Source organism: Pedobacter psychrodurus, assembly GCF_032678585.1.
Taxonomy (GTDB): domain Bacteria; phylum Bacteroidota; class Bacteroidia; order Sphingobacteriales; family Sphingobacteriaceae; genus Pedobacter; species Pedobacter psychrodurus_A.
This window is the reverse complement of record NZ_JAVTSN010000014.1, coordinates 92,802-105,907: the sequence shown is the minus strand read 5'-3', so window position 1 is coordinate 105,907 and position 13,106 is coordinate 92,802. Positions and strand designations below refer to the sequence as shown.

Genomic DNA, 13,106 nt, shown 5'->3' with positions numbered 1-13,106 from the left:
CTAATCTGAGATGATTAAGTAAAAATAATAATTTTATTCAGTTCCTTCTGCTCTATATGGTAACAGTTTTATGATTTATACATCCATAAATTCCCATGCACTATGGTAAGCGTCTAACTGTTCTGCATATTGGATAAAATCGGCATAGAATTTTGATTTGGAAAGTGTCGAACTATCCCCAATCACCACAAGCTTTTTCCTGGCCCTGGTCATCGCCACATTCATCCTTCTGGTATCCGATAAAAAGCCAATACTTCCATCTGCATTGCTTCTGGTTAAACTAATATAAACCACATCGCGTTCCTGCCCCTGAAAACTATCAATAGTATTAACAGCTATTTTATTGCGATATGGACTCAGAACTTCATTCTCCTGAACCAATGCATTCAAAATCTGTACCTGTTGTTTATAAGGAGAAACAATTGCAATGGAAGGGAAATCGGCAGTCAAAGGATGAGCAATTAAGCTTTCTACCAATTGCGTTAAATGTTTAACTAAAAATGCGGCTTCATCTGGGTTGGTTGTACTGGTACCATCCAATTTTTCATCATAACTACAACCTGCCGTATCGATAAACTGAATCGCTTTATCACCGGCAAACAAGGTACGATCAGCAACAGAATGATGTGCTTTTAACTCATCTTTATAAAATACTTTGGATGAATAGCCCATAATGTCCTTATTCATCCGGTACTGTTCGTTAAGCAACACAACCGACTCTGGATGAAGGCTTACCATTTTCTCGAGCAAAGTATTACTTAAGCCATTTCTGGCGGCATCATTTGATTTTATAGTTGGCGAAAGCTGAAAATGATCGCCTGCCAAAACCACCTTTTGTGCTTTTAAAATGGGGATCCAGCAAGCCGGCTCTAAAGCCTGACCGGCTTCATCAATTATGATGGTATTGTATTTTAAATTCCGAACGGTATAATGGTTTGCGCCAACCAAAGTGGCGGTAATAATCTGTGTTTTTGTAAACAGATTATCCATTATATATTGTTCTGTTTTTTCTACTTCCTTGCCAATTTTATGTGCTTCGTCAAAAAGGGCTTTTCGCTGTTCGCGCTCCGCCCTGCCAAAACTGCGCTTATACTTATGGGCCATGTTTTTATATTCGTTGGCTTGCTTTTTAAGTGCTTTAATGGTTTTCATTTCCGGATGATCGGCCATTTGGTGATCGAGCGTGGCAGCAAGCAATTTTTCTGAAACCCTGGCCGGATTACCTACCCGGATTACTTTCAAACCCGCTAAGGCTAATTTTTCAGTCAATAAATCTACTGCAGTATTACTAGGCGCTACAACGAGGATCTTTTGATCACTGTGTTTTGCCAACGATTTTATGGCGTGGACAAGTGTTGTTGTTTTACCTGTCCCCGGCGGACCATGAACCACGGCTAAATGATCTGCCGAGATAATTTTATTTACGGCAAGTTGTTGTGAGTCGTTTAACGTATTTGGAATAATAAACTTCTCTTCGCTCTGAAATGATGGTTTTTCTCCCTTGGTTAAAATGCGGATCAGCTTATTTTCTGAGATATTCTCTGAAAGATTTGTAGCCTGTTTAAGGGCATTTTGCATCTCGTCGTAACTGTTATTATCAAAAAGCAAATCCACACCAAGTTTCCCGTCCCTTGTCCAATCTGGCAATTCATCCACGCGGAAACTAATTTTCATCCGGCTACCGCTTTGATGCGTAATAATGCCTTCCATGCGGTCTTCTTTGGCATCGTGATTGGAAAACAATACTACAGATGATCCAAAACGGAACTGATGAGAAAAATCCTGATGGGTTGTGCGCTCCAGTTCTACCGTTAAATAATCACCACGGCCAATTTCAGTATTCCTGATGGCTATCGGATACCAGGTTAAACCCAAAGCCCTCCTATCCGCAGCAGAAGTATTTTCTGTAAGTTTTAAATAGGATTGCAAATCTTCTTCACGCTCTGTATTGAGCAAATCCTGAAGTTTTTTAAAGTATTCTTTTGGCAAGGAGCAATGGGTTAATTGTTTAAATTGGTAACTGGTTAATTGGTTAAAACTGAGCTGAGCGCTTAGGGTTTGAACCTTGTGATTTGATTATTGATCATTACAAAACGAGCTCCTGATGTAATCTCACCAAAGTCTGCTCTGCATCATCACAAAAACCGGGATGTACTTTTGAGCATTGCACTACCGTACTTCTGGTTGCGGTGAGCCACCTAAACCGTGAGGCCTGATCGTATTGACCGATAGGCCCAGATCCTTTTGCTGCTATGCTGATCCTTTCGAATGCAGACAGGTTTTCTTTTAATTCTTCTACATCTACAGCCGCAGAAAAAGCTTTTACCCTAGCTTCATCCAATACAAAAACACTTTTTAAAAATTTTTGCCTGGCACAGAATAAAATTATCCCCACATTAATAAATTCTTCCCGTTCTACCCTCGGCATCACGCGGATTACAGCATACTCAAATAAGAATTTCCCTTGCATGCTGTGCTTCTTTTAAAAATATTGCTGAATGTGATAATCGCTCGGTAAGAAAATGAATATAGGCTTTCCGGTGATCTTCTTTAGTTTCGAAGTTTGTTTCGCCCTCCAACCAATCATCAGGAATCAATTGAATAACTCTCTCAATTTTCTCGGGATTAAGTATCCGGGTAAATTCTTCATGCACACTTTCCAGTTCTGTGGCCCAAGGCAACAATACATGATCTTTAACCAAATAGAAAGGTTTAATGGCCTGTTCTTCCCAGTTTTGCCAGGAATGATGAAAATATAATGCAGCACCATGGTCGATTAACCAAAGTTCTTTATGCCAAACCAACATATTGGTGTTCCTGCAGGTGCGGTCCATATTGGTTAAAAAACAATCTAACCAAACAATCTGCGAAGCCAATTTGGCATCAACTGTGGTTACCGTTGGATCGAAAGTAATTGCCCCAGACAAATAGTGTAAGGCTAAATTTAAGCCAACACTGGCTTTCAATAAATCCTGGATTTCTTCGTCGGGTTCTGTTCTTCCAAAAGCCTCATCTAAATTGGCAAAAACCAATTCTGGTACGCGTAAACCTAAAATACGGGCAATTTCACCACCGATTAGTTCGGCAATCAATGCCCTTGTGCCCTGCCCTGCGCCTCTAAATTTTAGTACATATAAAAAATTGTCATCAGCCTCTGCAATAGCAGGCATAGAGCCGCCCTCACGCAAAGGCGTAACGTATCGGGTTACATTTACTGTTCTAAGTTGTAAATCGTTCATATCTGCATTAGAATGGCCACTTATTTCATTTTAGGCACAATTCTAAACTTGCAGCAAATTTAGCAGAATTCCAGCAATAAATCGGTCAAAGTTTGGTCGTAAAGCGTGTGATGAAATCTATTAAATTTAGTTAAGGTTTTTTTGAATCGCAATGCCTGTAACCATTAATTGGGTTCGGTCCTGCTGTGCATTGCAATCCTTTTGGTTAAAATCTCAGGGTCAAACAATTTAACCACCAACCAAAAGGGATTTCCATTTCCATCAGGGCTATTTGGCTTGAACAGTAATCAAAAAATAAATTAAAAGAATCCAAATCATTTTAAACCCTATCAGACCATTTAAGAACACACAAGATCGACATGATCCTATGTTTATTATACGCTCAATCACTAATTGATCTAACTAAAAGGTCTTCGATTACGCTCAGACTGACAAATCGATGGTAACGAATCTTCTATATCTAGAATTTTTCTTTGTGGTTTATTGTTCCCTCTAGCTCAGCCAATAAACCACCAGTTTTATGATCTCTGTGCCTTCTACTCTGTGGCCTCTGTGTTTAAATAAACAAATTAATCGTGTCCCAAATAAGCATTCCCGGCAGGTGTCATCGCCGACGACCATTGCACCGATTCGCGGTTGATTTTTATCAGTCCCATACTTTCTAATTCTTCATATTCTTCTTCCATCCCACCTAAAACCGAAGAACTTACCTGTTGATTGATGACCTCTAAAAGTGATATAATTTCTGATCTTTCCATAACAATAAGTGATTAGATATATTTTAATTAACATAAATATAGTCAAAATGTTTATCGCTTAGCTAAACATTTTCAAGGCTTTAAGGTTGTACTGATATCCGAATTTAATCAACATGGAAACACATATCTACTATCTCTTCATTATGGCTCTGCCCGTAGCTTGCATTGCATGGACGGTTACCAAGGAAGAAATATTTAAAGAGGCACGCGAATTCTGTGTAGACCGATCGAAAAACTGCAAAAAGCTGATTAAACGGAAGTTTTTCTATGTTTTTACCTGCGAATATTGTTTCAGTCATTATGTAACCGCTGCCCTACTCTTCATCACCAAATTCACCTTAATTTATCCCGATTGGCGCGGTTATATCATTTCTTTTTTTTCCATTGTATGGATCGCCAATGTGTACATGAGTTTGTACAACATCATCAGGATTGATCTGAAAAAGGAAAAGATAAAAGTTGCCAAGGAAGAATCGGAACTCAAAAACGACTAAAACCATTTTTGAACGGCAACTGTTTTTAAGGTGAGAAATAAGGTTATGCCATCTTCAGTAATCAAATATTTTAGTTATGATGGAGTTACGAAAACACTAAAAGTCATCTTCGTTACGGATATGGTATACCTATATCAAAATGTACCAGAAAAGATTTATAAGATGTTAAAGGCCTCCGGATCAAAAGGGAGATATTTTAACAGTTACATTAAAGACAAATTTAATTTCAAAAAACTGGAGGAAGAATAATATGCCCGAAGGCCCGTCGATCGTAATATTAAAGGATTTAATAAAGGAACTCCATTTAGGTCAGCCCGAGATATTGGAGGTGGCAGGCAATGCCAAAAATATCGATAAAGACAGGTTGTTGCATCAAAAAATTCAGGCTTTCAAAAGCTGGGGCAAACATTTCCTGATCTGTTTTAACGATTTTACTATCCGGATCCATTTCATGTTATTTGGCACTTACCTCATTAACGAGCGAAAGAAAACTCCATTAAAACTCGGCCTTATTTTCAAAAAGGATGAATTGAATTTTTATACCTGCAAGGTCGACCTTTTAGAAGGTAACGTTAAAGAACATTATAATTGGGAAAACGACATAATGGCCGATGAATGGAATAGCAAGGCAGCCATTAAAAAATTAAAAAAAGAACCTGAGGCCTTCGTTTGCGATATTCTGCTGGATCAACAGATTTTTAGTGGCGTTGGCAACATTATTAAAAATGAGGTTCTATACCGTATCCGCGTACATCCTTTAACCAGGATTGAAAATCTACCCCCTACAAAACTAAAGGCATTGGTTAAAGAAGCCAGGAATTATAGTTTCGATTTTTTAAAATGGAAAAAAGAAAATGCGCTAAGCAAACATTGGGAGGTATATAGCCAAAAAGAATGTCCGCTTCATCATGTCATCGAGAAAAAAGAATTGGGCAAAACTCATCGGCAAACCTACTATTGCAAGAAATGTCAAAAACTATACGAATAGGGATAAGATAGCCACTGCCTTATTTTTCTAAATGACGCCTAAAATTCACCACTCATTTCTAAGATTTTATGCAAAAAATTATTCCTTATGGTGATAGATGAATTGAAAGAAATTAAATGATCAAAAAAATATTTTTTATTCCCGATTTTTATCAAAAAACATAAATCCCTATATATTAACACCTTAAATCAATGATCAGTAAAAACCCAAACTACGAACTATAATCTTAAAGTAAAAGAAGTGTTAAACTTTTAGGAATTTTGCAAACTAGTCCTATATTTGTCCTCGAGAGCGTTAATTTAGATACGGGTATACGACTTAGGTTGTATGCCCGTTTTTTGTTTTAACGGTTGAGGCATGCTCAATAACCTTTCCCAAGCAGATTCTTAACCAGGGTGTATATACACTTGGATTCACACGAATATCATCAGCCAAAGCTTCTAAATCCATATATTTGTAGGTCTCCACCTCATCCTGATTGATAACAGGCAAAGCATCGCTCCATCCAAAAAAAACGTGGTCTACCTCATGCTCTGTTAATCCATCTGCAAATTCGGCCCTATAGGTAAATTTAAAAAGATAAGTAATATCACAATCCATTCCCATCTCTTCTTTCAACCTTCTCTTGGCCGCCTGTATATTGCTTTCATTGACCCTTGGGTGACTGCAACAGGTATTGGTCCATAAACCTCCGGAATGATATTTATTTAAAGCCCTTTGCTGCAATAACAGTTCGCGTTTACTGTTAAAAATAAAAACAGAAAAAGCGCGATGTAATAAACCTTTCTTATGCGCCTCCATTTTATCCATCTGTCCCCTTGGCACATCCTCATGATCTACCAAAATAACCTGTTCTTCCATTTAAATTGCATTTAACTTATTGCGGATCAGCGAATCGAACATTAAACCAACTTTACGTGTGTTCGAAATCCTGATTCTTTCCGTCATAATCTTTTCGGCGCTTAGCCCCTTTATTTTAGCGAATAATTTTTTATAATAGATGTAGGATAAATATACGCCGTTTTTAGAAGCTGCAGGCAACATTTTAATGCCCCTTAATGCAAAAGCAAACTCCTGTTCAATTTCACTTTCGATTTCTCTTTTCTGACGATCACAGAATAGTGCCAAATTTACATTTGGAAAATAGTTACGGTTTAAAGCCTGATGATCGGCTTTAACATCACGCAGAAAATTAACCTTCTGAAAAGCTGAGCCCAGTTTCATCGCATAAGGTTTTAGCCGTTCGTAATCTCCAGAAATGCCATTTGTAAAAATCTTTAAACACATTAACCCCACTACTTCTGCAGAACCTAAAATATATTCGTTATAAAGTTCGGGGGTATATTTTGTTTCCGAGAGGTCCATTTCCATACTTTTAAAGAAACAATTAATCAACTCATGATCAACCTGATATTGATTGATTACCCGCTGAAATGAATTGAGAATGGGATTTAAGCTAATGCCCAGATGAATAGCTTCGAAAGTATCGTGCTTAAACTTATCCAGTAAAAATTTCTTGTCGTAATGATGGAAACTATCTACAATTTCGTCTGCCAAACGCACAAAACCATAGATGGCGTGAACAGGCAAACGCAGTTCTTTACCTAAGAAACGAATACCGAGCGAAAAACTGGTACTGTATTTCCGGGTGGTTAACCTACTACAATCGGCAGATAGTTGATCAAAGATTTCTTTCATGTAACAAGGGATATTGAATTAATTTTTCAAATTCATCGAGTGTTTTAAAGCAGTTAATGTGACCGATATCTTTTAAGTTACCGATCACCTGGCCGTTTCCGGCAAGATGAATTTTAGCGGATGAGCATATTTCTGATAATTGATCTATATATTTTTGTGATGCAATACCTGATCTGGATTTGACCATAAAAAGTAAAACATGATCTACATTTAGTGTGGAGAATACTCTTTCAATCGAATCTAACGGAACCTTACTCCCTAAAAAAATAACCTGATGATGGTGCATCCTAAGCATGTAATTGGCAAATAACAACCCAATGTCGTGGTCTTCGTCTTCAGGTAAAAAAAGCAGCCAGGTTCCACGGGAAGATTTTGTTAAAGGTGCATTATTGATATGCGTAAATATTTTTTGACGGATAATGTTTGATAAAAAATGTTCATGGGCTGGACAAATATCGTCTTTTCGCCACATTAATCCCAAACGTACCAGTAGTGGATACATAATTTTCCGGTAACACCCGGAAAGCCCCAGTTTATCGATCCCCTCGTCAATTAAATGATTGAAAGACAGTTCATCAAAAGCCAAACCACATTTAATAAGCTGTGAGATATAATACTCGGCCTGTTCATCGTCCGATACATAAGAAAGCTGTTGATCTAAAAGTTCATCAACGGCCTCGTCAGAAAGGCTGCAGATTTTAGAAATTTTTAATCCACTCTTATTTAAACTCACGATGTTTAACAGTTTTCTAAGCTGTTTGTCGTCATATAAACGCGTATTGCCCTGCGAGCGCATGGGGCTCAAGGCATTATACCGCTGCTCCCAGATCCTGATGGTATGAGAATGAATGCCCGAAAGCTGTTCAAGATCTGAAATGGAGTAAGTCATTATTTTGTTTAAATATATTGAATAAAATCTAAACAAAAAGAATAACAAAAAGTTTTTTGATAATGTCTCTTAAGATGGGATTGAGCTCTTGTGCTGTAAGATGTTACCATCTGACAGTTGATAATTCTCCATTTGTAGTGGATAAAATATTGAATGATGAAGATGAGTGTCAGATGGTAACATCTGACACCACAAAAAACATCTGACACCACAAAAAAAATCTACTCAAAAAGAGTTTTATAATCTTCAACAAAATCGATGAATTTTCTTGGCGATTTACCGGTAACATCTTGTACAGCATGGCTGATTACTGCCGCTTCGCCACGTGCGTAATGCGCATAGTCTTCTATTAAACCTGCTGCCTGCCATTCGGGGAAGCCAAACTGAACTAAGGCTACTAACATTTCATCGTCCGAAACATTAACATACTTAATTTCTTTGTGTAAGACTTCAGATAGTGCTTCGGCTATTTCCTGGTGGCTTATGGCTTCCGGACCAGTAATATCATAAACTTTACTATCCTGATCGGCTGTAATAAGTCTTTCTACAGCAACAGCAGCAATATCCCGAACATCTATCAAACTAATTTTTGCCTCGCCCGCCGTCGCGAAAAACTTTTGCTGGTATTTAATGGCATCGGCAAAGCCGAGCAAACCCTGCATAAATAAGTTTGGCCTCAGGAAAGTGTATTGTAAACCTGTTCTTTTAATTTTTTCTTCAACCACGGCGTGGTAACGGAGAAAACGGACTGGAGAATTTAAGTTGGCAGCAAATTGCGAAAGCTTAACCAGGTGTTTTACATTACTTTTAACAGCTGCATCTACAAAATGGCTTTGTAGGCTTTCAGCATCTTCTGATGAATTGCTTAGCAGAAAAACCTGCTCTATCCCTTTTAAAGCTTTTAAAACACTCAGTTCATCTTTAAAATCGCCTTTTACCAGTTCGGCTCCCTTGAGCTGTTTTAACGCTTCCGCTTGATCTAAAGACCTCACCAGTGCTCTAAAAGGAATTTGTTTCTCTGCCAGTTGTTTTGCTAGTTCTGAACCTACGCTTCCGGTTGCTCCGGTAATCAGTATGGTTGGTTGGATTGAATCTGTCATGTTATTAATGTTTAATTACACCACAAATTTCAATCCTGGGACACGAATAAAATTGTAAGAAAACGAAATGCTACTAAAAGGCTTTTTCGGTAAGCAGCACTCCCCTTTCGCCATTACCGGTTTCGATGGTATGAACGTGTTTGTAAGAATGACTAAAGAAATCGTATCCATGCTCCATTTGTTTGATGGCAACTGTACTTAATGGATAATTAAAATTGGTCTGCATACACAGTACGTTGCCGTTTGCCAACAACAGAAAATCACAGTCGTAACCTTGTTCCTGCAACTCGATCACTTTCTTGGTAATGGAAACATTTAATCTATTGGCAGTGCGAATTCTATTTTTCATGGGATATTGTTTTAGGGATAATTATTTAGGGTGATTAAATATATCTATAAATTATTACGAATCAAAACACAATATATTGTTATACAAGTAATTAAATAGAATTGTTTTATTCATTTAAAGATGCTTAATTTATACTCAGCCAGTGATTTTGGCTCAAATCATATTTGTATCATATTCCTTACCAATACAACTAAAAACCATTACAAGCTGGAAATAATTTCTTTATTTAAAATGCATGACATAATTTCGTAAACCTTAACATCACACCTAATGAAATTAAAATGTATCGTAATAGACGACGACATTCGTGCCATCGACGGTATAAAATCTTATATTGATAAGCTCACCAATATTCAATTAATAAAATCTTATACCGATCCTATACAGGCCTTAAATGAGATTACTGCTGGAGATGTTGTTGATATTGTTTTTATGGATGTTGATATGCCCATGATTTCGGGCATAGAACTGTCAAAAGCAATACGGCATAAAACGGATAAACTCATATTTACTACCTCACATTCCAAATATGCATATGAAGCTTTTGAGATGTACGCAAGTGCTTATTTGTTAAAACCTTACACTTTTTTTCGCTTTGCCGAAACGATCAACAGACTTTTCCCACACACTGCTACCAAACCAAATATTACGGTTAAACAAGAAGACGATTACTTTTTTGTTCGGAACAAAAGCGAAAAAAACAATTTAATTAAAGTAAGGTATACCGACATTGTTGCGGTAGAGAGTCTGCAAAATTATGTGCGGATTTTTACCTTAAACGAAACGATTGTATCATACATCGCCCTATCTGAGATTAAAATCATTTTAAAAGACCATCATAATTTCGCACAGGCGCACCGCTCGTTCATTATCGCCAAAAACTATATTGAAAAGGTAGAAGGTAATACACTAAAAATGATCAACAACCTTACCATAAACATTGGCAATAGCTATCGTGAAAGCATACAAGAATATATTAAAGAAAAAACAATAAAAACGAATCGCTCCTAAAACTAATTTTTTAGTAATTTCGTTATCTTAACAATTAAACGTTGTTTTTTTGTTAACCATGTAATAGCCGTTCCCCATTTAACTAGCCAGATGAACACATCAATAAACGAAAAAAATAAATTTCATAAAATTCTAAACTGGATATCTAATAAAAAGCTTCACATTCTAATTTGGATCATTTTTATATTTTACGAAGCTTTTATCATAGGTATTTTTATTGGAAAATTTCTTCCCATTAGTAATTACATCGTTTTTTATAGTTTAAATGTTGCAACCTTTTATTTCCATGCCCATGTGGTATTGGCTTTTGCATTAAAAAAGCTAAATGGCCGGTGGTGGAGATTGCCATTATGTATCCTGCTCGAGTTGGTTGCGTACCTTATATTAACCATAATTTTAGATTACCTGGTGATCAACTATACATCCTACAATGGTCCATTTAAAATTGAATTTACTGCCTCTTTTTTTGCCGCACCTATTTACCGTGCTGTATATTTCATGTCATTTTCTACCAGCTATTACTTTCTGCTTAATTTCTTAGAGGAGCGAAAAAAAATCGAGAATTTAGAAAAACAGCGGTTAAATAATATTATTCAAATTGCCAAGTCCGAAAATGCCTTTTTAAAGGCGCAGATACAGCCGCATTTATTATTCAATACCTTGGATTTTATTTATCAAAATGCGCGAGAGTCATCACCTGTTGCTGCAGAAGCGATATATTCCCTTTCAGAAATGATGCGTTACTCTGTTGATAGCAACAAGGACAGGGAGTTTATCTTACTTGGTGAGGAAATTAACCAGGTTGAAAACTTAATCAACTTACACCAGCTTCGTAATGACCATAACATCAATCTTCATTTTTGGTACGAAGAGGGAATCAGAATCCTACCTATCATCCCCATGGCACTTATTACATTAGTCGAGAATATGTTTAAACATGGTGAACTGCTCAAAGAATCCGATCCAGCAGAGATCACACTAAAAGTAGAGGAGAACAATCTGATAGTAGAAACTTCTAACCTCATTAAAACGGTTAAAAATACTTCAGGTTTAAATGCAGGGATGGAAAACATTCGGAAACGTTTAGATTATACCTATGGAAGTAATGCGGAATTTAAATATTTCACAGACATTAACCAGCACTTCAAAGTAATACTTACGATTAAGCACATAGAAAACCATCAGTTTTGACATGTTTATTTTAAATCCTTAAATTCTACTTAAACATTAAAGAAAAAGGTAGTTTTCCTTGCCGAATATATAAAAATCCGTTTCCAAATTGTTTTTTTTCCTTTTTATAGGCTGAAATTGTAATTTGCACTAACTAAACCTATAAAAATGTCAATAAGTTGCATCGCTATTGATGATGATCCGCATTCCCTGGAAAGCTTAATTGCGTATATGGATAAGTTGCCGGATTTAAAACTTATTCAAACCTTTACCGAACCGCTCCAGGCCCTGGCAGAGATATCTGTTTCCAATCCTGTTGATATTATCTTTATGGATGTAGAAATGCCTTCGATTTCAGGAATCGAGCTTGCCGGACTACTCAGGCAAAAAACAAAACACCTGGTTTTTACCACAGCACATGCCCAATATGCCATTGATGCTTTTAAAGTTGATGCGGATGCCTATTTACTAAAACCGTATTCGATATTACATTTCGCAAAAACCATCAACAATTTATATCCAACAGGTAAAAGAGCTGCTCATCTGTTCGCTGTTTTTGACGAAAATTTCTTTTATATTCCATTACAGGGAGAAAACGGAGATTTAGTGAGAATAGACTTAAATGAACTGATTGCGGTTGAAGATTTTGGCGAAGATATTCAGTTCAGCACAACCACAAATACATTTTTAAGCTCAAAATCCAACTTTATTAAAATGCTTAAAATGTTGAAAAACCACCCGGCATTTATACAGATAAGTGCTTCGGTTATCATTTCCAAACAGCATATAAAGAGTGTATTGGGAGATAAAATACTGTTATCAGGAGAAACCTGTTATACTGTTTCCGAAGCACATCAACCCCTATTTGCAAACTTTATACAAGATAATCTGCCCATAGAAAAGCCTAAACCAAACACAACTCAATAACGGCCAGATCAATCGTTCAACAATCAACCTATTTTGCTTTTTTATCGCAGCTTAAAACATTACGCCTAAAACTTTGTATTAGGATAGTCTATTTTATTATTAATTGATTATCCGTTGTGAAAAGAGTATTGGTTGTAGATGATGATCCTGATGTATTGGAGGTTTTTCAAGAGGTATTGGAAACCGAAAATTATAAAGTTTACCCTTTATTATCACCACGGTATATATTTAAAACTATAAGAGATTTTAATCCCGATCTGATTATTCTAGACATTATGTTAAATGGAATGGATGGGCGTGCCGTTTTCAAGGAGCTAAGATTAAACCCTGATACTGAAGCGATCCCTATTATCTTAGCCTCAGCCAGATATGACGAAAATTACATCACATCCCAAAAATATCATCCCAACGATTATTTAGAAAAACCTTTTAACATGGCCGATTTGCTACATAAAGTAAACGCCTTAACCAAAAATTAAAAAA

The 13,106-nt window shown here is 36.6% G+C and carries 16 protein-coding genes; 7 read left to right on the top strand and 9 right to left on the bottom strand.

Going from position 1 to position 13,106, the window contains the following annotated elements; genetic code table 11:
* Positions 1-75: 75 nt before the first annotated feature.
* From R2S57_RS11545 to R2S57_RS11530, 4 genes are all read right to left on the bottom strand, one after another.
* The gene (locus R2S57_RS11545; protein WP_316845103.1) at positions 76-1,989 is read right to left on the bottom strand and encodes an AAA domain-containing protein; all 1,914 of its coding nucleotides are present in this window, start codon (positions 1,987-1,989) and stop codon (positions 76-78) included.
* A gap of 97 nt (positions 1,990-2,086) precedes the next feature.
* A complete protein-coding gene (locus tag R2S57_RS11540; protein WP_316845102.1) occupies positions 2,087-2,470 on the bottom strand; it encodes a DUF3037 domain-containing protein in 384 nt (127 codons plus the stop codon).
* The gene (locus tag R2S57_RS11535) at positions 2,448-3,239 is read right to left on the bottom strand and encodes a HipA family kinase (protein WP_316845101.1); all 792 of its coding nucleotides are present in this window, start codon (positions 3,237-3,239) and stop codon (positions 2,448-2,450) included. The genes R2S57_RS11540 and R2S57_RS11535 overlap by 23 nt, the downstream gene beginning before the upstream one ends.
* A 569-nt stretch (positions 3,240-3,808) precedes the next feature.
* Positions 3,809-3,997: a hypothetical protein gene (locus R2S57_RS11530; RefSeq protein ID WP_057934571.1), complete on the bottom strand. Its 189-nt coding sequence runs from the start codon at positions 3,995-3,997 to the stop codon at positions 3,809-3,811.
* Between the two features lie 113 nt (positions 3,998-4,110).
* On the opposite strand from R2S57_RS11530, the gene R2S57_RS11525 reads away from it, so the two are divergent.
* Genes R2S57_RS11525 through R2S57_RS11515 form a run of 3 tightly spaced genes read left to right on the top strand, consistent with a single transcriptional unit; the run spans position 4,111 to position 5,479 of the window.
* Positions 4,111-4,491 (top strand): hypothetical protein, encoded by a 381-nt coding sequence (locus R2S57_RS11525; RefSeq protein ID WP_316845100.1) that lies wholly within the window; start codon positions 4,111-4,113, stop codon positions 4,489-4,491.
* 45 nt (positions 4,492-4,536) lie between these two features.
* A complete protein-coding gene (locus tag R2S57_RS11520) occupies positions 4,537-4,740 on the top strand; it encodes a KTSC domain-containing protein (RefSeq protein WP_316845099.1) in 204 nt (67 codons plus the stop codon).
* Position 4,741: 1 nt separating this feature from the next.
* Positions 4,742-5,479, top strand: coding sequence for a DNA-formamidopyrimidine glycosylase family protein (locus R2S57_RS11515; RefSeq protein ID WP_316845098.1), 738 nt, complete (start codon positions 4,742-4,744; stop codon positions 5,477-5,479).
* A 318-nt stretch (positions 5,480-5,797) separates the two neighbouring features.
* Here the strand turns inward: R2S57_RS11515 and idi are convergent, their stop codons facing one another.
* From idi to R2S57_RS11490, 5 genes are all read right to left on the bottom strand, one after another.
* Complete coding sequence (gene idi, locus R2S57_RS11510) at positions 5,798-6,340, bottom strand: isopentenyl-diphosphate Delta-isomerase (protein WP_316845097.1); 543 nt, start codon at positions 6,338-6,340, stop codon at positions 5,798-5,800.
* Positions 6,341-7,177, bottom strand: a complete 837-nt coding sequence (locus R2S57_RS11505) for a phytoene/squalene synthase family protein (RefSeq protein WP_316845096.1) — start codon at positions 7,175-7,177, stop codon at positions 6,341-6,343.
* Complete coding sequence (locus R2S57_RS11500) at positions 7,161-8,066, bottom strand: MerR family transcriptional regulator (protein ID WP_316845095.1); 906 nt, start codon at positions 8,064-8,066, stop codon at positions 7,161-7,163. Before R2S57_RS11500 ends, R2S57_RS11505 begins: the two co-directional genes overlap by 17 nt.
* A 221-nt stretch (positions 8,067-8,287) precedes the next feature.
* A complete protein-coding gene (locus R2S57_RS11495) occupies positions 8,288-9,166 on the bottom strand; it encodes an SDR family oxidoreductase (protein WP_316845094.1) in 879 nt (292 codons plus the stop codon).
* A gap of 73 nt (positions 9,167-9,239) precedes the next feature.
* Positions 9,240-9,515: a hypothetical protein gene (locus R2S57_RS11490; protein ID WP_316845093.1), complete on the bottom strand. Its 276-nt coding sequence runs from the start codon at positions 9,513-9,515 to the stop codon at positions 9,240-9,242.
* 270 nt (positions 9,516-9,785) lie between these two features.
* Between R2S57_RS11490 and R2S57_RS11485 the strand changes: the two genes are divergently transcribed.
* From R2S57_RS11485 to R2S57_RS11470, 4 genes are all read left to right on the top strand, one after another.
* Complete coding sequence (locus R2S57_RS11485) at positions 9,786-10,526, top strand: LytTR family DNA-binding domain-containing protein (RefSeq protein ID WP_316845092.1); 741 nt, start codon at positions 9,786-9,788, stop codon at positions 10,524-10,526.
* Positions 10,527-10,616: 90 nt separating this feature from the next.
* Positions 10,617-11,717, top strand: a complete 1,101-nt coding sequence (locus R2S57_RS11480; protein ID WP_316845091.1) for a sensor histidine kinase — start codon at positions 10,617-10,619, stop codon at positions 11,715-11,717.
* A gap of 147 nt (positions 11,718-11,864) precedes the next feature.
* Complete coding sequence (locus R2S57_RS11475) at positions 11,865-12,623, top strand: LytTR family DNA-binding domain-containing protein (protein WP_316845090.1); 759 nt, start codon at positions 11,865-11,867, stop codon at positions 12,621-12,623.
* Between the two features lie 116 nt (positions 12,624-12,739).
* Positions 12,740-13,102, top strand: a complete 363-nt coding sequence (locus R2S57_RS11470; protein ID WP_316845089.1) for a two-component system response regulator — start codon at positions 12,740-12,742, stop codon at positions 13,100-13,102.
* Positions 13,103-13,106: the final 4 nt, after the last annotated feature.